The sequence below is a fragment of the Halomonas sp. GXIMD04776 genome (assembly GCF_049808615.1).
In the GTDB taxonomy this organism is placed as follows: Bacteria; Pseudomonadota; Gammaproteobacteria; order Pseudomonadales; family Halomonadaceae; genus Modicisalibacter.
The window spans coordinates 52,274-75,721 of sequence record NZ_JBNCAN010000022.1 but is presented as its reverse complement, the minus strand read 5'-3'; the positions used below and the strand labels follow the sequence as shown (position 1 = coordinate 75,721).

Annotated in this window: 18 protein-coding genes; 10 read left to right on the top strand and 8 right to left on the bottom strand. The window is 62.4% G+C overall.

The features are described from left to right. Positions 1–15: 15 nt before the first annotated feature. Positions 16–1,005, bottom strand: coding sequence for a catabolite repressor/activator (gene cra / locus ACPF7Z_RS14990; RefSeq protein WP_425194058.1), 990 nt, complete (start codon positions 1,003–1,005; stop codon positions 16–18). A 198-nt stretch (positions 1,006–1,203) separates the two neighbouring features. On the opposite strand from cra, the gene ptsP reads away from it, so the two are divergent. The 3 genes from ptsP to ACPF7Z_RS14975 are packed head-to-tail and all read left to right on the top strand — an operon-like array spanning position 1,204 to position 6,823. Then, a complete protein-coding gene (gene ptsP / locus ACPF7Z_RS14985; protein ID WP_425194057.1) occupies positions 1,204–4,080 on the top strand; it encodes a phosphoenolpyruvate--protein phosphotransferase in 2,877 nt (958 codons plus the stop codon). Continuing rightward, positions 4,080–5,069, top strand: a complete 990-nt coding sequence (gene pfkB, locus ACPF7Z_RS14980; RefSeq protein ID WP_425194056.1) for a 1-phosphofructokinase — start codon at positions 4,080–4,082, stop codon at positions 5,067–5,069. Before ptsP ends, pfkB begins: the two co-directional genes overlap by 1 nt. Beyond that, positions 5,066–6,823, top strand: a complete 1,758-nt coding sequence (locus tag ACPF7Z_RS14975; RefSeq protein WP_425194055.1) for a PTS fructose-like transporter subunit IIB — start codon at positions 5,066–5,068, stop codon at positions 6,821–6,823. The genes pfkB and ACPF7Z_RS14975 overlap by 4 nt, the downstream gene beginning before the upstream one ends. Positions 6,824–6,929: 106 nt before the next feature. Here the strand turns inward: ACPF7Z_RS14975 and ACPF7Z_RS14970 are convergent, their stop codons facing one another. The 5 genes from ACPF7Z_RS14970 to modA all read right to left on the bottom strand — a co-directional run bounded on the left by ACPF7Z_RS14970 (position 6,930) and on the right by modA (position 11,897). Then, positions 6,930–8,123 carry an NAD(P)/FAD-dependent oxidoreductase gene (locus ACPF7Z_RS14970; protein ID WP_425194054.1) on the bottom strand — a complete coding sequence of 398 codons (1,194 nt, stop codon included), beginning with the start codon at positions 8,121–8,123 and terminating at the stop codon, positions 6,930–6,932. Positions 8,124–8,172: 49 nt separating this feature from the next. Then, on the bottom strand, positions 8,173–8,973 hold the full coding sequence (locus ACPF7Z_RS14965; protein ID WP_425194053.1) for an SDR family NAD(P)-dependent oxidoreductase: 801 nt from the start codon (positions 8,971–8,973) through the stop codon (positions 8,173–8,175). Between the two features lie 301 nt (positions 8,974–9,274). Next, positions 9,275–10,423, bottom strand: coding sequence for a molybdenum ABC transporter ATP-binding protein (modC, locus tag ACPF7Z_RS14960; RefSeq protein WP_425194052.1), 1,149 nt, complete (start codon positions 10,421–10,423; stop codon positions 9,275–9,277). Further along, positions 10,416–11,111, bottom strand: a complete 696-nt coding sequence (gene modB / locus ACPF7Z_RS14955; protein WP_425194051.1) for a molybdate ABC transporter permease subunit — start codon at positions 11,109–11,111, stop codon at positions 10,416–10,418. Before modB ends, modC begins: the two co-directional genes overlap by 8 nt. 15 nt (positions 11,112–11,126) lie before the next feature. Beyond that, entirely contained in the window at positions 11,127–11,897 is a 771-nt protein-coding gene (gene modA, locus ACPF7Z_RS14950) for a molybdate ABC transporter substrate-binding protein (RefSeq protein ID WP_425194067.1), read from the bottom strand. Between the two features lie 209 nt (positions 11,898–12,106). On the opposite strand from modA, the gene ACPF7Z_RS14945 reads away from it, so the two are divergent. The 5 genes from ACPF7Z_RS14945 (at position 12,107) to ACPF7Z_RS14925 (ending at position 16,963) form a co-directional block, all read left to right on the top strand. Further along, positions 12,107–12,724, top strand: coding sequence for a LemA family protein (locus ACPF7Z_RS14945; protein ID WP_425194050.1), 618 nt, complete (start codon positions 12,107–12,109; stop codon positions 12,722–12,724). Then, positions 12,724–13,500: a TPM domain-containing protein gene (locus tag ACPF7Z_RS14940; RefSeq protein WP_425194049.1), complete on the top strand. Its 777-nt coding sequence runs from the start codon at positions 12,724–12,726 to the stop codon at positions 13,498–13,500. The genes ACPF7Z_RS14945 and ACPF7Z_RS14940 overlap by 1 nt, the downstream gene beginning before the upstream one ends. A gap of 167 nt (positions 13,501–13,667) precedes the next feature. Next, positions 13,668–14,285, top strand: coding sequence for a TPM domain-containing protein (locus ACPF7Z_RS14935; RefSeq protein WP_425194048.1), 618 nt, complete (start codon positions 13,668–13,670; stop codon positions 14,283–14,285). Positions 14,286–14,367: 82 nt separating this feature from the next. Further along, complete coding sequence (nosP, locus tag ACPF7Z_RS14930) at positions 14,368–15,567, top strand: nitric oxide-sensing protein NosP (RefSeq protein ID WP_425194047.1); 1,200 nt, start codon at positions 14,368–14,370, stop codon at positions 15,565–15,567. Continuing rightward, entirely contained in the window at positions 15,551–16,963 is a 1,413-nt protein-coding gene (locus ACPF7Z_RS14925) for a hybrid sensor histidine kinase/response regulator (protein ID WP_425194046.1), read from the top strand. The genes nosP and ACPF7Z_RS14925 overlap by 17 nt, the downstream gene beginning before the upstream one ends. A 9-nt stretch (positions 16,964–16,972) precedes the next feature. On the opposite strand, the gene ACPF7Z_RS14920 is transcribed toward ACPF7Z_RS14925, so the two are convergent. Then, complete coding sequence (locus ACPF7Z_RS14920; protein WP_425194045.1) at positions 16,973–17,656, bottom strand: response regulator; 684 nt, start codon at positions 17,654–17,656, stop codon at positions 16,973–16,975. A 25-nt stretch (positions 17,657–17,681) separates the two neighbouring features. Beyond that, positions 17,682–19,637 (bottom strand): sigma-54-dependent Fis family transcriptional regulator, encoded by a 1,956-nt coding sequence (locus ACPF7Z_RS14915; protein WP_425194044.1) that lies wholly within the window; start codon positions 19,635–19,637, stop codon positions 17,682–17,684. Positions 19,638–19,971: 334 nt separating this feature from the next. Between ACPF7Z_RS14915 and ACPF7Z_RS14910 the strand changes: the two genes are divergently transcribed. Beyond that, a complete protein-coding gene (locus ACPF7Z_RS14910; RefSeq protein ID WP_425194043.1) occupies positions 19,972–21,768 on the top strand; it encodes an NAD(P)-binding domain-containing protein in 1,797 nt (598 codons plus the stop codon). Positions 21,769–21,900: 132 nt separating this feature from the next. Continuing rightward, complete coding sequence (exaC, locus tag ACPF7Z_RS14905; protein WP_425194042.1) at positions 21,901–23,421, top strand: acetaldehyde dehydrogenase ExaC; 1,521 nt, start codon at positions 21,901–21,903, stop codon at positions 23,419–23,421. Positions 23,422–23,448 lie beyond the last annotated feature (27 nt).

Here is a 23,448-nt window from a genome sequence, read left to right as displayed (position 1 = left end):
CCCAGAATTCATTTGCTAGACCGACGAGCGGCGCTGTCGCAGTGAACGCTCGACGAATTCGCAGCCGGGATGATAGTCGTCCCGGGCGGCCGCAAGGGCGCGGGTCAGGGTCAGTTCCGCGATGCGCGCATGATCCTGGGGCAGTGAATTGACCGGCTGGGGCAGGAAGTCGAGCAGGCGGTCGTCGCCAAAGGTGGCCAAGCGAAGTGTCTCGGACAGCCCGCCGTTTTTTAATAGTACATCGAGGGCGCCATCGAGCAGGGTGTAGGAAGCGGTGACCAGGGCATCCGGCAGGCGTCGGTCATCGAGTAATTGACGCATCAGTCGCGCGCCTTCGGTGCGATCGTAGCGCTGGGCGGTGAGCACCCAGGGCGTGGCCGTGGTATCGGACAATGCCTGATGGAAGCCCTGGCGCCGCTGCTGGGTAATCGACAGCCCATCCACGGCGTCGAACCAGGCAATGTGCTTGACCTGCGGGCTCAATACCGAGCGGGTCAGCATCTCGGCGGCGCTGCTGTCGTGGCTAACGATGCAGGTAAACCGAGTCGGGTCCAGCAGTCGATCCACGGCGATCACCGGCAGTCCCCCGGCCATGAGGTCACGATAAAAATCATCGTCGGAAGGGAGGCTGCTGGCCACGATCAGCGCCTGACAACGCTGAGCGCGTAGTGCCAAGGCCAGTTCGCGCTCAGTGTCAGGCTCGTCGTCGGAGCCGGCGATCAACAATTGAAAGCCCTGCTCCCGAGCGCCGCGCTCCAGACGCTTGGCCAGCCGCGCATAGCTGGTGTTCTCGAGGTCCGGCACGATCAGGCCCAGCATGTGGCTCTGACCTCTGCGCAGGGCGGCGGCTTGAACATCGACACGGTATTGGTGGCGCTCGACCACAGCCATTACCCTAGCCACGGTATCGCGGCTGATGCGATGCGTATCGGCCTTGCCATTGATCACATAGCTGGCGGTGGTACGCGAGACGCCGGCCAGGCGAGCGATTTCAGCCAGGGTCATGAGGGCTCCTTGGTATCCTTGTTCTGAACGCTATGCTAAGGGCGCGACAGCGCAAGACGTGCAAAATCAGATGCAGCGAAGGTCGTAGACATCGATGCTTGATTAATCAGCAGGATCGTTTCAGCATGACATGAAATCAAAGGTGACACGATTCAGCATCTCGAACAAGACGATATCGGGACGTTGAGAGGAGGTTAGATGCTCAGTCTCCAAGAAGACGATGTTCTGCTCGACTGCCGTGCCGAGGATTGGCAAGGTGCCCTGGATCTAGCCGCCGATTCGCTGGTCGAGGCCGGACGGGCCACCTCGGAGTATCGCAACGGACTGCGCGAGCGCGAAGCGCAATCCTCGACCTATCTGGGCAATGCCATCGCCATTCCGCATGGCACGCCGGAAAGCCGCGACCAGGTGCTCGCCACCGGGGTTCGCGTGCTGCAATTCCCCGAAGGGGTCGAATGGCACGATGGCAATCGCGTACATGTGCTGGTGACCATCGCCGCCCAGAGTGACGAGCACCTCGATATCTTGCGCGCCTTGACCCATGTGCTGGATCGCGAGGGGGTGGCACAGCGCCTGGCCAACGCCGACAGTCGTGCCGAGATCATTGCCCAGCTATCCAAGGCCCCGGTGGTGGCGCGGGTCGATATCGATACCCTGTGCCTCGACTTTCCGGCCAAGGATCGGTTCGAACTGGCATTGGCTGGCGCCGCTCGCTTGCGTCAGGCCGGTTGCGTGAACGGCGATTTCGTCTCCGCCATCGTCGAACAGGAACCCGTGTCGCTGGGGCAGGGGTTATGGTTGGCCAGCAGCGCTCGGGGCGTAACCACGCCGGCCCTGTCGCTGGCGACGCCGGAATCGGCCTTCGTCGGCCCCAAGGGTGCGGTCAATGGCGTGTTCTGCCTGGCCGCCCAGGGCGATGCCCATCTGGGCCTGTTGGATCGACTGGCGGCGCTGCTCGATGCCGGCGACGGTGAAGCGCTCGCCGACGCCGATGCCGCCACCGTGCTGGCGCGTCTGGCGGGTGAGCGTGCCGGTGCCGAGACCGCCCGTGCCCGGGTGCTCAATGCTCACGGGCTGCACGCGCGCCCGGCCAAGCAGCTGGTGCAGGTGGCACGCCAGCAGGGCATGCCGATCAAGGTGCGTCTGCTCGAAGGCAGTGCCGAAACGGTTTCCGCCGCCAGCCTGACCAAGGTCATCGGTCTCGGCGCACGACGTGGTCAGACGCTGGTGTTCTCCGCCGAAGGCGAGGGCGCGGAAGACGCACTCAAGGCAGTGACCGCGGCGGTCGGCGATGGACTTGGTGAAAAGGTCGCGGCCTTCGATGAACGTCGCGATGTCGATGTCGCCGACGAGACCCCGGCCGAGCTCGAACCGCTGGCGGCCGATACGTCCCACCCCGGCGTTGCGGCGGCGCCTGGCTTGGCGATCGCGCCGGTTTTCGTGATGCGTCTGCCGCGCTTCGACTATCCCGAGCGCGCCCGGGACCTCGGCGGCGAACGTGGCGGTGATGCGACCGTCCAGAAGGAACGCCTGGCGCGGGCGCTACAGGAGGCCACCGACCAGCTCGAGGCGTTGATTCGTCGTGCCCAGGGCGGTGAGGTCGCGCAAATCCTCTCGATGCACGAAGAGATGCTGGAGGATCCGGAGCTGCGCGAGGCGGCTCACGAGGGTATCGACGACGGGCTCTCCGCCGAGGCGGGGTGGTGGCAGAGCATCGATACCGCCGCCCGGGCCCAGGAGATGCTTGCTGATCGCCTGCTGGCGGAACGCGCCGCGGACCTGCGCGACGTCGGTCGGCGCGTGCTGGGGCTTCTGTGTGGCGTCGAGATGCCCACGCCTCCCGACGAACCCTACATCCTGGTCACCGAGGATGTCGGTCCCTCCGACGTGGCGCGGCTGGACACCGCCAAGGTGCGCGGCCTGCTCACCGCTCGCGGCGGGGCGACCTCGCACAGTGCAATCCTCGCGCGCGCCCTGGGCATTGCGGCGGTGGTGGGGGCCGGTGAGCGCATCATGACCCTCGAGAATGGCAGCGATCTGATCCTCGATGGGGAGCGTGGCCGGGTGATTCCCGCACCCTCCAAGGAGCGTCGCGAGCGTGCCGAGCTGCGCCTGAAGGAGAACGAGGCGCGCCAGCGCGCAGCCTATGCCGCTCGCTTCGAGGAGGGCCGCACCCGCGATGGCCATCGGGTCGAGGTCGCCGCCAATCTGGGCAACACGGCCCATACCGCGGATGCCGTCGAGCATGGCGCCGAAGGCGTTGGTCTCTTGCGCACCGAATTCGTGTTCATGGCCCATGCCGATGCACCGGATCTGGAGACACAGATCGGTGAATATCGTCAGGCCATCGATGCCCTCGACGGCCGGCCGCTGGTGGCACGCACCCTGGATGTCGGCGGCGACAAGCCACTGCCTTACTGGCCATTGCCCCAGGAGGACAACCCCTTCCTCGGCCTGCGCGGCATCCGTCTGGCGCTGACCCGCCCGGGAATCCTGGAAACGCAACTGCGTGCCTTGCTCACCGCGGCCGGCGACAAGCCGCTGCGCATCATGTTCCCGATGGTCAAGGACATCGCCGAATTTCGCGCCGCGCGCGCCATCTTCGAGCGGGTGCAACAGGAGATCCAGGTCCCGGATGTGCAACTGGGCGTGATGATCGAGATTCCCTCCTGTGCATTGCTGGCACCGAGCCTGGCCGAAGAGGTCGATTTCTTCTCCATCGGGACCAACGACCTGACCCAATACACCCTGGCCATCGATCGCGGCCATTCGGAGCTTTCCGCACAATCCGATGGCCTGCACCCGGCAGTGCTGCGGTTGATCCAGATGACCGTCGAGGCGGCGCATGCCAAGGGGAAATGGGTCGGCGTGTGCGGCGAGCTGGGCAGTGACCCCCAGGCGGTACCGGTACTGGTAGGACTGGGCGTCGATGAGCTCTCGGTCTCGGTGCGTCAGGTGCCCATGGTTAAGGCGCGGCTGCGCGAGCTGACCCTCGAGGAGGCGCGTCGACATGCCGAACTCGCCCTGGCTCAATCCACCAGCGACGCGGTGCGCGAAGCCTTGGAGGCCCTCTAATGGCCAAGGTACTCACCCTCAGTCTCAATCCCGCGCTGGACCTGGCGATTCGGTTACAGGAACTGACTCCGGGAGCGGTCAATCGCACCGAGTCGACCCGTCTCGACCCCGCAGGCAAGGGCGTCAACGTGGCCCGGGTGCTGGTGGCGCTGGATCATGAGGTCACGGTCTCGGGCTTTCTCGGCGCCGCCAACGATGCCGCGTTCCGGCGTGCCTTCGCCGATCTGGGCGTGGAAGATGCCTTCCTTCGCGTGCCCGGCGAGACGCGTATCAATGCCAAGATTTCAGAGCAGGACGGGCGCGTCACCGATATCAATGGCCCGGGAATGCACATCGATCGCGAGGCCTTTCGGCGCCTTGTGGATGATATTGATGACAGAGTCGCCGATCCGGCGCGTCGTCCCGATGCGGTGGTGATCGCCGGCAGTCTACCGCCGGGTGTCTCGCCCGAGGACTTGGCCTCCCTGATTCGGCACCTTCGCAAACAGCGGCTGCCGGTCTGGGTCGACACCAGTGGCCCGGCACTGGCAGCCGCCATCGCCATCCAGCCTGAAGAGTGCAAGCCCAACGCGATCAAGCCCAACGAGCTGGAGCTCGCCGCCTGGGCGGGTGAAACGCTGAACAATGACGCGGCGTGGCTGCGGGCCGCCCAGCGTCTGCACGATTCCGGCATCGAGGAGGCGATGATCTCTGCCGGCGGCGATGGGGTGCTTTGGGTCAGCCGGCGCGGCATCTGGTTGGCCATGCCGCCCCGGGTGAGCGTGGTCAGTACCGTCGGCGCCGGTGATACGCTGCTTGCCGCCATGCTGCACGGTGTGCTCGGCGACTTGCCTGCCGAGCAGGCGCTGCGTCTGGCCACGGCGCTGTCCGCGGAATCCGTCCGTCATGTCGGCGTGGGCGATCCCCAGGCCGTCGATGTCGATCATCTCCAACAACAGACCCGCGTGCGTCACCTGAACGGCGCGGACGCGAAGGAAGCGCGCCAATGAATGTCATCATCATTACCGCCTGTCCGAGCGGCATGGCCACGACCTTTCTTGCTGCCCGGCGCCTGGAGCAGGCCGCCCAGCATCGCGGTTGGCAGCCGACGGTGGAAATGCACGGTGAGCTTGAACCGCTAACGCCGGTGAGCCAGGACGCCATCGGGGCCGCCGAGCTTGTCATCGTGGCCGCCGACCGGGTACCCGACCCGCAGCGCTTTTCCGGCAAGCGGTTATTTCGCGCCTCGATCAATCAGGCGCTGCCGGACCCGGCGGACTTTCTCGACCGCGCCAATCGGGAGGCGGCTATTTATGAGGTGCCCGAGGCCGCGCCCTCGAGCACATCTAGTCCGACTCAGCCATCCGCCCAGGGCAAGAATATCGTCGCGGTGACGGCGTGTCCCACCGGGGTGGCGCACACCTTCATGGCCGCCGAGGCGCTGGCCGAGGGCGGTCGTGCGCTGGGTCATCGGATGCGGGTCGAGACCCAGGGCTCGGTGGGTGCCCAGGACGCGCTGACCGAGGATGAAATCCGCGATGCCGACCTGGTCATCCTGGCCTGCGACATCGAGGTCGATCCGACCCGCTTCGCCGGCAAGCGGATATGGCGCACCTCCACCGGCAATGCGTTGAAAAAGCCCAAGCAGACCGTCGAAGAGGCGTTGGCCAATGCGGAAGTGGAAAGTCAGGCAGCCGGTGGCGGCGAGGGTGGCGAACGCAAGAAGAGCGTCAAGGAGAAGGGCGTCTACAAGCACCTGCTGACCGGGGTGTCCTTCATGTTGCCGATGGTAGTCGCCGGTGGCTTGTTGATCGCGCTCTCCTTCGTGTTCGGCATCGAGGCCTTCAAGGAGGAGGGCACCCTGGCCGCGGCGTTGATGAAGATCGGCGGCGACAGTGCCTTCAAACTGATGATTCCGGTGCTGGCCGGTTACATTGCCTACTCCATCGCCGATCGTCCGGGCATCGCACCGGGCATGATCGGTGGTTGGCTCGCTTCGGACATCGGCGCGGGCTTCATCGGCGGGATCATCGCCGGCTTCCTGGCGGGTTACGTGGCCAAGGCGGTCACTCAGCACGTCAAGCTGCCGCAGAGCGTCGAGTCGCTCAAGCCGATCCTGATCATTCCACTGGTCGCGAGCCTGGTGACGGGGCTGGTGATGATCTATCTGATCGGCGAGCCGGTGTCGGGCATTCTCGCGGCGCTGACCAGCTTCCTCGAGAACATGGGCTCGACCAACGCCGTGCTGCTGGGCATCCTGTTGGGGAGCATGATGTGCTTCGACATGGGTGGGCCGGTCAACAAGGCCGCCTACACCTTCGGCGTCGGCCTGCTGGCCTCGGAAACCTACGCACCGATGGCAGCGATCATGGCCGCCGGCATGGTGCCGGCCATCGGCATGGGCATTGCGACCTTCGTCGCCCGCAGCAAGTTTGCCGAAGCGGAGCGCGAGGCAGGCAAGGCCTCCTTGGTGCTGGGGCTGTGTTTTATCACCGAAGGTGCGATTCCGTTTGCCGCTAAAGACCCGTTGCGCGTTATTCCCACCGCCATGATTGGCGGGGCGATCACCGGGGCGCTATCGATGCTGTTCGGCGCCAAATTGATGGCGCCTCATGGTGGTATCTTCGTGTTATTGATACCCAACGCCATTTCGCCAGTGCTACTTTATCTGACAGCCATAGCGATCGGTTCCATTGTGACCGGCGTCGGCTATGCCATGATCAAGCGCAGCGAAGAAGAAATGACGGCCGAAGCCAGTACATAATCTCATTTGGTCAGCAGAACGATATCGGCGCCTCGGGCGTCGATATCGCTCCAAGATGATCATCGCCACTGGTTGGTGTGGCGATGAGTTGATGGGATTGGCGACCTCACTGCACCTCAATTCGCCCCTTGAGCGTGGACACATCCTGAGAAGACTTGTCCGCAAGCACGTCTCGCGCTGCGTCCAGCTTGTCCTTAACATTCCAGAGCAGTACGCCAGCTACCGTATCGCCGTCCAGGTAATACACCACGCCTTTTTCAAGCGGCTCGGTCCAGTCCTCGACGGTCGTCAATGAGGCATCCAGTGTGCCCACGGCCTGGTAGGACATATCGAATACGGTGGAGTAGTAATAAGGCGTATGGTGATAGGCTTCTTCACTGCCCGCCATGATTTTACCCACTGCAGTGCCCATTTGAGTGGCATTATCGACGTGCTCGATGCGGCGTCTGCCGAGGATGTGATCGGGATAGTTGGCGACATCGCCAGCGGCGTAGATATCCTCGGCGCTGGTGTGCAAGTGTTGATCCACGACGATGCCGTTGTCGACGCTGAGACCCGCGCTGATCGCCAGATCGACGCAGGGCTCGATGCCTAGCCCACTCACCATCGCATCGAAGTGCTGCTCACTGCCACTGGAGAATGTCAGAGTGACGCCATCATCGTCCGGGCTGCCGGACTCCACCGTAGTGTTCGGCTGCAAGTTGACGCCATTTTCCTCAAAGGTTTTCTCGAAGTGCCGCGCCAGATCCTCTGGAAACATTGATCCACAAAGAATGTCGTCAGGATAGATCAATGTCACTCGGGTCGAATTCTGCACCAGAGCAGCGGCCAGTTCAGTGCCTATGTAGCTGCCGCCGACCACGGCAATGTGTCGATCCTTGCCACTCCACCTACGCAACTGGTGATAATCCTTGAAGCTGCGGAAATAGATGACCCGATCACCGGCGGGCACGTCCATGGTCTTGGGCGTGCCCCCGGTCGCCAACAGCAAACGTCCGTAGGCGAGCTGATCGCCGTTCTCCAGCGTAATCCTGTGCTTGGTAGGATCGATGGCGCTGACCCTGGTGCCGGTCAAAAGCGTTGCGTCGGTGGAGTCGACGGTCTTCAGCCAGTTGTCATCCGGGCCGAAGTCCGGATCCGTCCAGAGTTTCTTGGATAATGCGGGACGAGTATAGGGAGGATCCTCGTCGTCTCCGACGATGGCGATACTGCCCTCAGCGTCGCGCTCGCGAATTCCCTTTGCTGCTGCATCCGCCGTCATGCCGCTGCCGATGATGAGATAGTCGTATTGTGTCGCCATGGTGGCCTCCTTGCTCGCTATGGCATCCGTTCTGGTGGAAGGAAATCGTTTAAATCGTGGCGACCGCGCCGGAATCGACCCGATAGTTGGCACCATTGACGAAGCTGGCCCGATCGGAACACAGGAAGGTGATGACCGCGGCCACCTCGTCCGGCTCGCCGCGACGCCCCAGTTCCATGAATGGCCGTTCTTCTCTAAGGAAGGACTGGATGGCATCGTCCCGGCTTATCGAGCGCTGCTCGGCCAGCTTGTCCATCATCTCGTCGGTCATCGGGGTGGCGATGAAGGCCGGGGACACCGTATTCACCAACAAGCCTTCGTGAGCATAGGTACGAGAGAGCCCCCGTGCCACAGAGAGAAGCGCAGCCTTGGTCGCGCAGTAGGGGAGTTCGTCATCGTAGGGCTGGACTGCATCTTCCGACGACACGAAAACCAGGCGTCCCCAACCGCCATTGCGCAGGTCGGATAGAAATGCCTGTAGCACGCGGACATGTCCCATCAGGTTGACGTCGAGGGTGTGCTGCCAGCCTTCTTCGCTGATGTCGTGAAAGAGCCCGTCGGGACCATGAATACCCGCGGCCTGGACCAGGATATCGATCTCGCCGATAGCATCGGCAACACGCCTTTTTAGCTCATGTACCGCGGTGGTACTGGTGATATCCGCCGCGAAGGCATGCAATTGGCCCTCCTTGGCGTCCATTTTGGCCGCAGCGGCGTCGAGTGTCGGCTGGTCGATGTCGGTCATCACGACGCTAACGCCTTCGGCCAGCAGCTGTTGGGTCGTTGCGAAGCCGATACCCGAGTCGGCGCCGGTCACCAGCGCCTTACGTCCTTGAATGCGTAAATCCATTTTTTCCTCTTTGGCGGTCGCGGTTATATAAATGAAAGAGCGATCACTCAAGGCTTAGCGTAGAACAACGATGGCGACTACCGGTAGTTTGTTCGCGCAATGACCATGTGCTGATCATCAACAGTCCCAACACCAATGCGGCTGTCTACTTTGAGCGGCTTGTCGCCCAGCTACGCGCGACCAAGGAGTTACATGATACGCCGCTGCAGATTCTCACCGATGCCCTCCACGATGGGCTACCCGAGAGGCTGCGTTCATCGGGTCGAGGCATCGACGACTGGGTAGCGATGGTTGTCACCTCTTACCGCGTATCGAACGCCACGCTGCGTATCAATGCCACGATCGGCATGCCTTCCTTTACTCCCATCTCATCGAAGGACTTGCGTGTTAGACGAGCACGCAAGACCTGTCCACCGATCCGTAGACGCAACTCGATGGACGTCTTGTTACCGGCCACCAGGCCGATCTGTTCCACGCTGGCGCTGAGTTGGTTGCGATAGCTGACCTGCTCGGATTTCGACAGGGCCAGCGCCACGTCGCGCACCGGGATGCGAAGGCGCAGCGTGGTGCCAAGGGGGTTGTCGACGATGGGGATGGTCAGACGCTGGCCATCCTCCAGCCGTAGTTGGGTCAAGGCGTAGTGGTGATCGTGCTCGGCGACGGTAGCGGTGATGACCGAGGCAGCATCGAACCCGCCCAGGTATTCGGTGAGGTCGAAGCGCATCAGCAACTCGTCCAGGCGCCCGTGGGCGAGCAGGCGACCTTGATCGAGCAGCACCAGGTGATCGGCGATGGCGATCAGTTCGTCCGGGTCGTGGCTGACATAGACGATAGGGATATCGATATCCCGGGCCAGGCGGGCGATGTAGCGCAACAGTTCCTGTTTGCGCGGGCCATCGAGGCCGGTCAAGGGCTCGTCCATCAACAGCAGGCGCGGTTCGGTGAGCAAAGCCCGCCCGATGGCGACGCGCCTTGCTTCGCCACCGGAGAGAGTGGCGGGGAAACGGTTCAGCAAGGATTTGATGCCTAGCAGGGCGACGATCGTATTGAAGCGTGGGCGTGCCGTGGGGCGCATGCCGTAGGTAAGGTTGCCGCGTACCCGGTAGTGGGGAAAGAGTCGCGCTTCCTGGAACACCACCCCCAGGCGACGTCGATGAGACGGTAAGAATACTCCTTGATGAGTGTCGACAAGGGTTTGTTCGCCGATACGTATGACGCCGCTATCCGGGGCATCGAGCCCGGCGATCAGACGTAGCAGGCTGGTCTTGCCGCTGCCCGAGGCGCCGAACAGGGCGGTGACGCCGCTAGCCGGGATGGCAAGCGATGCCTTGAGCGAAAAATCCCCCAAGCGCTTTTCCACCTTGAGGGTGAGACCCGAGGGAGTGGAATCCACGTCATGATCGGAAGCGGTGTGGTGCGCGGATAAAGGCTCGTTGGTACGATCAGCCATCACGTTCTCGCAAGCGTTTCTTGGCCTTGTGCGCCAGCCATTCCGATATCAGCAAGGACAGCATGGCGATCACGATGGCGATCGCGCATAAGCGCGCCGCTGCCGCTTCCTTGCCCGGGGACTGGATCAGTGTGTACAGCGCCAGCGGCAGGGTGCGCGTTTCGCCAGGGATATTCGAGGCGAAAGTGATGGTAGCACCGAATTCGGACAGCGCCCGGGCGAAGGCCAGCACCGTTCCGGTCAATAGTCCGGGAAACGCCAAGGGCAGGGTAATGGTGAAGAACACCCGCCAGCGATTGGCGCCTAAGGTGCTGGCCGCGGCTTCGAGTTTCACATCGACCGCTTCCAGCGATAACCGCACGGCGCGCACCAGCAGTGGAAAGGCCATGATGCCACCGGCGATCGCCGCGCCTTGCCAGGTGAAGGGGAGGGTGATGCCGAACCATTGGTTCAACCATTGGCCCAGAAAGCCCTGGCGGCCAAGTGAAATCAACAATAGATAGCCCACCACCACCGGGGGGAGCACCAGGGGGAGATGCAGCAGGCCATCGAGCAGTGCCTTGCCGTGAAACTCGTGACGCGCCATGAGCCAAGCCAGTGCTACGCCGGGGATCAGAATCCAGCCCACGGCGGTGCCCGCAATCTGAAGGCTGAGCAGGATGGCGTCCCATTCGACGTCGGAGAGCATCGTATTGCTTCCTAACTAGCGACTGGCGTCATCGGCGGTCGAGAAGCCGACAGCGGAGAAGATCGACAGCGCCTCGTCGCCTTGCAGCCACTGGTGGAATTCCTGGGCAGGCTCACTGGCAGGCAGATTGACCAAGGCTAGCGGATAGAGGATCGGATCGTGGCTGTCATCCGGGAAAAGGCCAAGCGGATCGACCTTTTCACTGGCCTTGGCATCGGTCTGGTAGACGATACCCAGTGGCGTTTCGCCCCGCTCCACCAGTGCCAAGGCTGCGCGTACATTATCGGCGCGAGCCAGTCGCGGTTGCAGCGTTTCCCATTCACCCAAGAATTGCAGTGCTTGTTTGGCATAGATGCCCGCCGGCACATGGTCCGGGTCACCCACCGACAAGCGTTCCTGGTCACCTAATAATGAGATCAGCGTTTCTCCGTTTCCTGGAATGAAAGAGGGGTGTTCACGCCCGGAGGGAGCGACCAGCGCGAGGTGGTTCTGTAGCAGATTGACTCTGGAGCCGAGCTCAACGCCCTGACCCTCGAGCCACTCCATCCACTGTACGTTGGCGGAAAAGAACAGATTGGCGGGCGCACCGCTGACGATCTGGCGTGCAGCGGTGGAAGAGGATGCATAGACCGGCACGATATTCACGTCGTTTTGTGACTCATATCGGGCGATCGCTTCGTTCAGGGCGTCGGTCAGTGAGGCGGCGGCAAAAATCCTGACGCGCGGCTTTTCCATGCCTGAATTTGCCTGGGCAAGAGAAGCAAAACTCAACAAGGCCAATATCATCAAGCCGCGAAAGAAGACTTTGTATTCTGACTGCCGACCCCGTCCGACATATGACCTAGTCATGGCTATTCCCACGTTGATTTGATGACGATGGCGCAAGCACTATAAGCCGTATCTCCAAGAGCCGCCAAACCGTCGCTTTCTTCTTGGAGCGCCGACCTGTACCTTGGTTACCTATTGATTACGTAACGACAGGAACGAACACCGTTATGCCAATGCAACAGCTGATGCCTTCTTACCGACACGTCTGGCGCTCAACGCTGCTTCTACTGATGGTGGTGCTGGTGACGGGATGTGGTGTAAATGACATTCCGCGCCTGGATGAACAGGTGAAATCGGCCTGGTCTCAGGTCGAGAACCAATATCAGCGTCGGGCGGATCTGGTGCCCAATCTAGTGGAAACGGTCAAGGGATTTGCCAAGCAGGAACAGGAAACCCTGACGGCGGTGGTCGAGGCGCGTTCCAAGGCGACCTCCATCCAGATCGATGCGGATTCGCTGAACGATCCCGAGAAGCTTAAGCAATTCCAGCAGGCCCAGGGGCAGTTGACCAGTGCGTTGAGTCGCTTGATGGCGGTGTCCGAGCGCTATCCTGAACTGCGCTCCAACCAGAACTTCCTGGCGCTGCAATCCCAACTGGAAGGCACCGAGAATCGCATCGCGGTGGCGCGGCGCGATTTCATCACTGCCGTCGAGCGCTACAACACCGAGATTCGCACCTTTCCCGGACGGATCTGGCATAGCCTCCTTTACAGCGACATGCCGCTGCGCGAGAACTTCGAGGCGACCGCCGAGAATGCGGATCAGGCACCCCAAGTGGAGTTCTGATGAGAACCTATCTGCGTCTACCGCTACTCCTGTCACTACTGAGCCTATTGTGGCTGACTCATGCCCTGGGCGCTCAAGCGCAGCAGCCCTCGTTTCCCGAATTGACCGGGCGGGTGGTCGATCAGGCTGAGCTGCTCGATCAACCGACCGAGTCCCGCCTGGCCGAGATGCTCAAGGCCCATGAGCAGGCGACGACCGAGCAGGTCGTGGTGGTCACCTTGCCGAGCTTACAGGGCTATGCCATCGAAGATTACGGCTATCAGTTGGGCCGCCACTGGGGTATCGGCCAGAAAGGCGAGGATAACGGCGCCCTGCTGATCGTGGCGCCCGAGGAGCGCAAGGTGCGCATCGAGGTCGGCTACGGCCTGGAAGGGCGACTGACCGATGCGCAGTCTTCGGTCATCATCAACCAGATCATCACGCCGGCCTTCAAGCAAGGCGATTACGCCGAGGGGATTACTCAGGGCACTGAGGCGATGATCCAGGTACTGGGCGGCGATCCCCTGGCGGAGCCGAAAAGCGGTACCTCCGGGGCCACCGACAGGCAGGCAGGCCCTGCCTCGATCTGGTTCTTCGTCATGTTCGTTATCGTCATGGCCATTGCACGTGGCGGCGGTGGAGGCGGTCGTGGTCGGGGTAGAGGCCGCGGATTGCTTGCGGGAGCCCTGCTGGGTTCCGCCATGGGCCGTGGAGGTTCCGGAGGCGGTTTCGGCGGTGGCGGCTTCGGTGGCGGAGGCGGTGGTTTCGGCGGCGGCGGTGCCTCCGGTGGCTGGTAATCGGAGTTACTTAATAAATGCCTGCACGAATAAATCACTGCGTTACGCGGTGCGTGGCATCCTCACATATACCCCATATGCTCCGGTGCCTGTGCTCCGGGCGCCTTGTGCTTTACGCCGTTCGGCAATTTATTTAGCAACTCCCAGTATTCCAGAGTATAAAAATCATGGCCTTATTGAGTGAAGACGAACAGCACCAGGTGTCGGAGGCGATCAACCGCATCGAGCAGGACACCGATGCCGAACTGGTCACCGTACTGGCCGCCCAGGCGGACGACTATGCCTACATTCCTCTCTTATGGGCGGGCATTCTGGCGCTGGTGGTACCCGGCGCCATCAACTATTTCCCTGGCTGGTTGAGCGCCCCGGAGTTGCTGCTGGTGCAGTGGGGCACGTTCATCCTGCTGGGGCTGCTGTTCAGGATGCCCAGGATCACGACTCGGCTCATCCCTCGCAGCGTACGTCACTGGCGGGCATCGAATCTGGCCCGGCGGCAGTTTCTGGAGCAGAATCTGCATCACACCAGCGGCGAGACCGGAATGCTCATCTTCGTCTCGGAAGCCGAGCGCTACGTGGAGATCCTGGTCGACCGGGGTATCTCGAATCGCCTGAAGGACGAGACCTGGCAATCCATCGTGGCCACCTTCACCCGGCAGGTGAGACAGGGCCAGACGTTGCAAGGGTTCCTGACCTGCATCGAGTCCTGTGGCGAACACCTCAAGCGCGAGGTGCCGGCCACCCATGAGCGCAACGAATTGCCCAATCGCCTGGTGATTCTCGAATAAACAATGCTGCTCGGCCCGGCGACGTTGTGGGGGGAAAGGTCGCGGCATACACTGAAGCGAAGCCCTCTCAGCGACAGTCACCATGCTCGATACGTCGATAGCCGATCTTCCCTCATCCGATGCGATCCAGGAGGGTGCAGCCCTGCGTATCGTCTACAGCGAGCGGCGCGATCCCTGTGCCGCCGCCGAGGAACTCGCGGCCGGCTTGTGCCATGCCGAACTCGGTTTCGTGCTCTTTTTCTGCAGCGCCGAGTATCCCCTGGAGGCGCTTGGCGGCGCCCTGATCCAGTCATTCGATGAGGTGCCGATCAGCGGTTGTACCACCGCTGGCGAGATCACCCCTCAGGGTTACAGCCGTGGCTGCATCGTGGCGATCGGGTTCGATCGTCGTCGCTTTGCCATCTCCCGCGCCCTGGTCACGGATCTGACAGGGTTCGATCTGCTGCGTGCCCAACGCCTCACGGAAGAACTGCTCGAGGATTGCCGACGTCAGGCGCTGGCGCCGATCGGTGATCACAGCTTCGCCTTGACCTTGCTCGACGGCCTGTCGAGCTGCGAGGAGCAGGTGTTGGCGACCCTGGATGCAGCGTTGGGCAGTATTCCCAGCTTCGGTGGCTCTGCGGGGGACGATAATCGTCTCGCACACACCCATGTCTTCCACCAGGGGCGCTTTCACAGTCAGGCGGCAGTCGTGGTGGTGGTCAATACGCCGCAGCCATTTGAAGTCTTCACCACCCATCATCTGCGCCCGCGCAGCGAGAAGCTGGTGGTGACCCAGGCGGACCGGGAACGCCGCCGGGTCGTGGAGTTGAATGCCCTTCCGGCCGCCGAGGCGTATGCGGCCCTGGTGGGTCGTTCGGTCGACGAACTCGATGAGCAGGTGTTCGCCCGCTTTCCACTGGCGGTGCGCATCGGCGAGTCCCATTACGTGCGTTCCATCCAGCGCGTCAACGAGGATGGCAGCCTGACCTTCTACTGCGCGGTGGAAAACGGCATCGTGCTGACCGCCATGCAGCCGGTGTCGATCCTGGACGATCTTTCTTGCACCTTTGATCGACTCGAAGCGAAATTGGGCGCCCCGGAGCTGATCATCGGCTGCGACTGTTTCCTGCGTCGGCTGGAGATCGAAGCCCTTGGGCAACTCGATGCGGCATCGCGACTGCTGCGCGAGCGTGGAGTGATCGGCTTCAATACCTATGGGGAGCAGCACCACGGCATGCATATCAACCAGACCTTCACCGGGGTTGTCATTGGGCATGTCGGGAATGGACGAAACCGCTGAGCAGGGCGGGCCTCGCGAACGCGAGTTGGCGGCAGAAAACGATCGGCTGAAGAAGATCTGCGCGGCCCTGATCGAGCGGGTGGAATCCAGCGGCGTGGCCGGTGGCGCCCCCTATGCTGCCTTCGAACATGCGGTGTTGCTGGCCGAACAGGTGCGCGAGCGCACCGAAGCGCTGCACCGTACCCTCGACGAACTCAGCCAGGTCAACGTCCGCCTGCGCGACGAGATCGCGGTGCGCGTGGCCACCGAGCGACGCCTGCGTGAGGCCAAGGCGGAAGCCGAGGCCGCCAATCTGTCGAAGACCAAGTTCCTGGCGGCGGTGAGTCACGATCTGTTGCAACCACTCAATGCCGCGCGCCTGTTCACCAGCGCCTTGATCGAACAGGACATGCCCGAGACGTCTCAGACTCTAGCCGGTCATATCGGGCGCTCCTTGAAGGATGTCGAGGCCTTGCTGGGCACGCTGGTGGATATTTCGCGCCTGGACGCGGGGGTGCTCAAGCCGGATATCGCTCCTTTCGAGGTCAGCGAACTGCTCGATGTCCTGGCCGAAGAGTATCGCCAGATCGCCGCCTCTCGCGGGCTGGCGCTGCACTATGTGGCCAGCTCCACGGTCATCGAATCCGACCTGGCCCTGCTGGCCCGGGTGATACGCAATTTTCTGACCAATGCCATCCGCTACACCTCGTCGGGACATGTCCTGCTGGGCTGTCGACGCCGCCCCGGGGGCCTGGAAATCCTGGTGGGCGACACCGGCCCAGGCATCGCCGAGGATCAGCTCGGCACGATCTTCGAGGAATTCAAGCGTGCCAATGCCCCGTCGGCTTCTCAGGATCGCGGTCTGGGACTGGGATTGGCCATCGTCGATCGCATCGCCGCCATGCTAGGGCATCCCGTGCAATTGACGTCGCGACCGGGTCATGGCTCGGCTTTTTCGATCCTGGTGCCCAATGGCAAGCTCTCGCCCGCACCCGCGCGGCCCGTCACGACGGAGCAAGTGCCGGCCATGGCTGGGCTAGTCGGCAAGCGTATCTGGGTGATCGACAACGATCCCGCGATCTGCCAGGGCATGGCGGCACTCCTCGGCGGATGGGGTTGCCAGGTGGTGGTGGCGCCGTCCCAGCCAGTTCTGGAACGTACGTTGGCAACGGGCGCCGAGGCGCCAGGAGCGGACGTGTTGATCGTTGACTATCATCTCGACGAGACGGAGCCGGACGGCCTGACGGTGGCCGTGAACCTGCGTCGGCGCTGGCCGGGGCTCCCGGTGATCCTGATCACCGCCAATCACGACGTCATGCTCAAGCAGCGAGCACGAGAACTCGGTTATGGCTGCCTGCTCAAACCGCTGAAACCCTTGCGGCTTAAGATGGAGCTGATGCGTCTCTGCGAAGCATAGGGCGATGAATCAGATGCCGCCTGATCGTTGCTGGCGAGCGAGGTGAGCGATCAGGTCGACCTCCCGGGCAACAAGAATCGCCTGAACCCGGCTGTTGACCCCGAGCTTTCTCAGGATCGCCGAGACATGGGTCTTGACCGTGGTCTCGGCAATCTCGAGCCGCCGCGCGATCATCTTGTTGGATTCCCCCTGAATCATGCGTTCGAGCACCTGAAGCTGCTTGTGGGTAAGCAGTGCCAGTGCTTGTTCTAGTGCGACATCGGAAACGGCGTTGATTTCAGGAGGAGACTGGGGCCGGCGCAGGATGGCCGGCGGCAGATACACGTCCCCCTCGAGCATCCGTTGCAGCGCCGACAGCAGCTCCGGACGCGGCGTCGATTTACCGATATAGCCCACCGCCCCCAGGCTCAGGGCCTCCAGCACCGTGGCACGACTCTGCTGCGCCGAGATGATCGCCACGGGCAGCCAGGGCAGACGTTCGCGCAACTCGGCCAGACCGGCGAGTCCTTGCGCATCCGGCAGTGACAAATCCAGCAGTAGCAGATCGAGTTCCTCGTGAGCCTTTGCCCGCTGCAGGGCTTCCTGCAGGCTGCCGGCTTCGAGAATCCTGCTTCCCGGCAATGCCGAACCGATCGCGTTGACCATGGCCTCGCGAAACAGGGGGTGATCGTCGGCAATCAGCAGGGTATGCATCAACAGCGACTCCGGGTTTTCTCGATCACCTTAGCCGATTGGGAGGAATCAGCCCATGCCGGCGCATCCGGCGATAGACGGTGGGTCTCGACACGCCCAGGCGGCGTGCGACCTGGCTGATGTTCCAGCGGGCATGGCGCAACAGATCGTGCAGTACCTGGCTGTCGTCGGCGGGGAATTCAGCGGGTGACTGGATCAGTGTCACTGGCGGTGGCGGCGTATCGCCGAGGCACTCCTCCGGCAGGTCATGGACGGTGATATCGTCACCCTCGACGGTCGCCAAGGCAAAGGCAAGGGCGTTCTTCAACTGTCGGATGTTACCCGGCCAGGTATAGGCAAGTAGCGCGCTCATGGCATCGGCACGCAGTCGCACCCTTTGCTGACGCTCAGCGACCAGAGCGTCAAAGACGCTGCGAATTATATAGTGGCGATCCGCTCGCTCGCGCAGGGGCGGCAGCCGCAGGTGGGCGCCATTGATCCGGTAATAGAGATCCTCGCGTAAATGGCCATCGACGACCAGTTTGCTCGTGTCGCGATGGGTGGCGGTGATCACGCGCAGGTCGACCGGGGTCGCCCGTTCGGCGCCCAGTGGCATTACCTCACGCTCCGCGACAACCCGCAGCAATCGCGTCTGCAGGGGGAGTGGCATGTCACCAATCTCGTCGAGGAAGAGCGTGCCACCATCGGCCTGTTGAATCAGCCCACGCATGCCCTTGCGACGACCGCCGGTGAAGGCTCCCGGCAGATAGCCGAACAATTCACTCTCGATCAATGATTCGGGGATGGCGGCACAGTTGACGGCGATGAAAGGCCCCTTGGCGCGGCTGCCGCTTTCGTGCAGGGCGCGGGCCAGCACCTCCTTGCCGGTGCCGGTTTCGCCGGTGATGAGTACGTTCACCTCTTCGTTGCGCAAGCGCCTGGCGAGCTTGAGCACCTTGTGCATGGCCGGATCGTCGGTGGCGAGTACATCCAGTGCCGGGACCGGCGTCGGCGACGTGGGCAATGGCTGGCCGGCTATTCGACGTCGCCGGGGTTCGACCAGGGTGGCGAAATAGGTGACGTCGCCGGCGCGAGCGCGCAAGGCCCGGAGATGATCATCGCTTGTCGACAGGATGCCCAGTACCTCGGTGATCTCGACGTCGAACACTTCGGTGATCGAGAGGGACCAGCCCGGCGACCAGGCGGGCCAGCGGTGTAAATGAGCGTCGATCAGGAGACGTCCGTTGCCGTTGGCGGCGATGATGCTGCCGTTTTCCTCGATGGCGATGAGCCCCCTGCCATTGAGATGCACGAACTCCCGGGCCGTGTCGTAGCGAAGGATCAGACAATCGCGATAGCGATGCATGAAATAGGCATCTTCGATCATTCGCGCATACAGATTCACCAGCGGAAGCACGAAGTTCTGGCTGTCATGGGAGCGGGGCGACTGCAGCGCGGAAATGTCCAGTACGGCGATCACCTGGCCCTGAGGGTCGGTGATGGGAGCCGCCGTACAGGTCAGGCTGATGTGGGTCGCATCGAAATGTTCGCTCTGATGGCAGGTAATCGCTTGAGCGTCGTGGAGACAGGTCCCCACGGCGCAAGTGCCGGCATAGCGCTCATCCCAGTCGGCGCCAAGATAAAGACCGGCCTTGCGCAGCGCGCGATCCTGTTGGCGCTCACCACGAAATTCCACGGCGATACCGCGATTATCGGTGAGCAGCAGAACATAGCCGGGCTGAGCGATCTGGGCATAGAGCCGATCGACGCCGACGCGCGCGACATGCAATAGCTCGTCGACGGTCTCCTGATGTTCGCGCAGGGTCTGATGGGTGACCACTCTGGCAGGCCGGGGTCGACTGGGGTCGAGCCGGTATTCGCCCATGCAACGCTCCCAGGAGCGACGGATCACGTCCCTTAAGGAGCCTGTCTTGTTTTCTTTACCCTCGCTGATCTGGATGAGGGTATCGATATGCTGGCGTTTTTCAGCTCGCAGGTCCATCACTGTCTCCGAGAATCGCTCACCTGGCTGGAAACCGGCGGTTTGGCAATCCTGCCCTCAGCCTATGCCCCTCCTAGGTGAAGTCAATCAGCAAAGGCTTCACCCTTGGTCGAGGGTTACAGGTGTAACGCTTTTGCTGTCATGGCCGTGACAGCTGTCATGTACAGCCCGGGAGCGTTACACCACGGGAGCCTGGACACCTCCCGCCGGGTGCCAGGAAAAAACCTGTTAAATCAATCGCACGCAAAAGATTTGTTGATCATCGCCGTGGTCTGGCATGAATCCTGCCATGAGTTATGGGCATCAATTCCATGACAGGAGACGGAGAACAACGATGACAACAAGCACACCGACCCAGCAGGTAAGTCAATGGCTGACCGATTTCGACACTGCCCTGCGCAAGCAGGATCTCCAGGGGGTAATGGACCTGTTTCAGGACGACTGCTACTGGCGAGATCTGATCGCCTTCACCTGGAACATCAAGACAGTGGAGGGCAAGGATGAGATCCAGTCCATGCTCAAAGCTACCCTCGACGAGGCGCGACCCATGAACTGGCAAGTGGAGGGTGAGGCCAGCAAGTCGGAGGGTGTGGTAGAGGCCTGGATGACCTTCGAGACCGCTGTGGCGAACGGCAGAGGCCTGCTCAGGCTGAAGGATGGCAAGTGCTGGACGCTGTTGACCACCATGTCGGCACTCAAGGACTTCCCGGAGCCCAAGGGCCACAAGCGCCCCAAGGGCGCCGAGCATGGCGCGACCAAGAATCGGCGCAGCTGGCTTGAGCGCAAGCAGGAAGAGGAGCGCATCCTGGGGTACGAACATCAGCCTTACTGCGTGATCATCGGTGGCGGCCAGGGCGGCATCGGCCTGGGGGCACGACTCAAGCAGCTCGGCGTGCCCACCCTCATCATCGAGCGCAACGCCCGGGCGGGAGACTCCTGGCGCAACCGCTACAAGTCTCTCTGCCTGCACGACCCGGTGTGGTACGACCACCTGCCGTACATGCCCTTTCCCGAGACCTGGCCGGTGTTCTCGCCCAAGGACAAGATCGGTGACTGGCTGGAGATGTACACCAAGGTGATGGAACTCAACTACTGGAGCTCGACCCAGTGCCAGTCCGCCTATTTCGATGAGATCGCCGGCGAGTGGGTGGTGCGGGTCGACCGCCATGGCGAGGAGGTGGTGCTGCGCCCTAAGCAGCTGATCCTGGCCACCGGCATGTCCGGCATGCCCAACATTCCCGAGATTCCCGGGGCCGAATCCTTCAAGGGCCAGCTTCATCACTCGAGTCGACACCCGGGTGGTAAAGAGTATGGCGGCAAGCGGTGCATCGTGCTCGGCGCCAACAACTCGGCCCACGACATCGCTGGCGACCTGTGGGAGAACGGGGCCGATGTGACCATGGTGCAGCGCTCCTCGACCCACATCGTCAAGTCCGACTCGCTGATGGAGGAGGTTCTCGGTCCGCTCTATTCCGAGAAAGCCGTCGAGGCCGGGATGACGACCTCGAAAGCCGATCTTACCTTCGCCTCGATTCCCTACAAGGTGCTACCCGACTTCCAGAGGCCGGCCTTCGACGTGATTCGCGAGCGGGACGCCGAGTTCTACCGGAGGCTGGAGGACGCCGGCTTCCTGCTGGATTTCGGTGCCGACGACTCCGGGCTGTTCCTCAAGTACCTGCGGCGGGGCTCCGGCTACTACATCGATGTGGGGGCCTCGGAGCTGATCGCCAATGGCGACATCAAGCTTGCCAGCGGAGTGACGATCGAGAAGATCAACGAGCACTCCGTCACGCTTACCGATGGCACCGAACTGCCCGCGGATCTGATCGTGCTGGCCACGGGCTTCGGCTCGATGAATGGCTGGGCGGCCAAGCTGATTTCCCAGGAGGTGGCCGACAAGGTCGGCAAGTGCTGGGGACTGGGCTCCGATACCCCGAAGGACCCCGGGCCCTGGGAGGGGGAGCTGCGCAACATGTGGAAGCCGACCCAGCAGGAAGCGCTGTGGTTTCACGGCGGCAACCTGCATCAGTCCCGTCACTACTCCCACTATCTGGCGCTGCAGCTCAAGGCGCGGATGGAAGGAATTCCCACGCCGGTCTACGGTCTGCAGGAAGTGCACCACTTATCTTGATTGACCCTGCTTCCTGGCAGCTCCTACCAAAGGAGGAGGCGTGTTCCTGCCAAGGTAGTATGTCGTGTTTCGCTGGCGTGTCCAACACTGTCAGTGGACCTGTACAACCATAACACTCTCAGGAGCATCGTCATGATCTATGCCAACCCCGGCACCAGCGATTCGCTGGTCAATTTCGACAAGCGCTACGGCAATTACATCGGCGGTGAGTTCGTCGATCCCGTCAAGGGTCAGTACTTCGACAACGTCACCCCGGTCACCGGCGAGGTATTCTGCGAGGTGGCACGCTCCACCGCCGAGGATATCGACAAGGCCGTGGAGGCCGCGCACCAGGCCGCGCCGGTCTGGGGCAAGACCTCGGCGGCGGAACGCAGCAACATCCTGCTCAAGATCGCCGACCGTATAGAGCAGAACCTGGAGATGCTCGCCGTCGCCGAGACCTGGGACAACGGCAAGGCGGTGCGCGAGACGCTGAACGCGGACCTGCCCCTGGCGGTGGATCACTTCCGCTACTTCGCCGGCTGCATTCGCGCCCAGGAGGGCACTGCCGCCGACATCGACGCCAACACCGTGGCCTATCATTTCCATGAGCCGCTCGGCGTGGTGGGGCAGATCATCCCCTGGAACTTCCCGATCCTGATGGCCACCTGGAAGCTGGCACCGGCCCTGGCGGCAGGCAACTGCGTGGTACTGAAGCCCGCCGAGCAGACGCCGGTGTCGATCCTCAAGGTGGTGGAGCTGATCGGCGATCTATTGCCTCCGGGCGTGCTCAACATCGTCAACGGCTATGGCGAGGAGGCCGGCCAGGCGCTTGCCACCCACAAGCGCATCGCCAAGATCGCCTTCACCGGCTCCACGCCGATCGGCTCGCATATCCTCAAGTGCGCCGCGGAGAACATCATTCCCTCCACCGTGGAACTGGGCGGCAAGTCGCCCAACGTCTACTTCGCCGACATCATGAACGCCGAGCCGGAGTTCATCGACAAGGCGGTGGAAGGGCTGGTGCTGGCCTTCCTCAACCAGGGCGAGGTGTGTACCTGCCCGTCCCGGGCGCTGGTGCAGGAAGGCATGTACGACGCCTTCATGGCCAAGGTCATGGAGCGCACCCAGGCCATCAAGCGCGGCAATCCGCTGGATACCGACGTCCAGGTCGGGGCCCAGGTCTCCGAGGAGCAGTTCGACAAGATCATGTCCTACATGGACGTGGCTCGCGAGGAGGGCGCCGAGTTCCTGACCGGCGGCGGCAAGGAGAGCCTCGATCCGGAACTCTCGCGGGGCTATTACATCCAGCCGACCCTGCTCAAGGGCAACAACAAGATGCGCGTGTTCCAGGAGGAGATCTTCGGCCCGGTAGTCTCCGTGACCACCTTCAAGGACGAGGCGGAGGCCTTGGCGATCGCCAACGACACCGAGTTCGGCCTCGGCGCCGGCGTCTGGACCCGGGACATGAACGTCGCCTTCCGCATGGGCCGCGGCATTCAGGCCGGGCGCGTCTGGACCAACTGCTACCACCAGTACCCGGCCCATGCGGCCTTCGGTGGCTACAAGAAGTCCGGCATCGGCCGCGAGACCCACAAGATGGCCCTAGAGCACTACCAACAGACCAAGAACCTGCTGGTCAGCTACGACATCAATCCGATGGGCTTCTTCTGATGTATCGATGATCCACCCTTGGGGGCG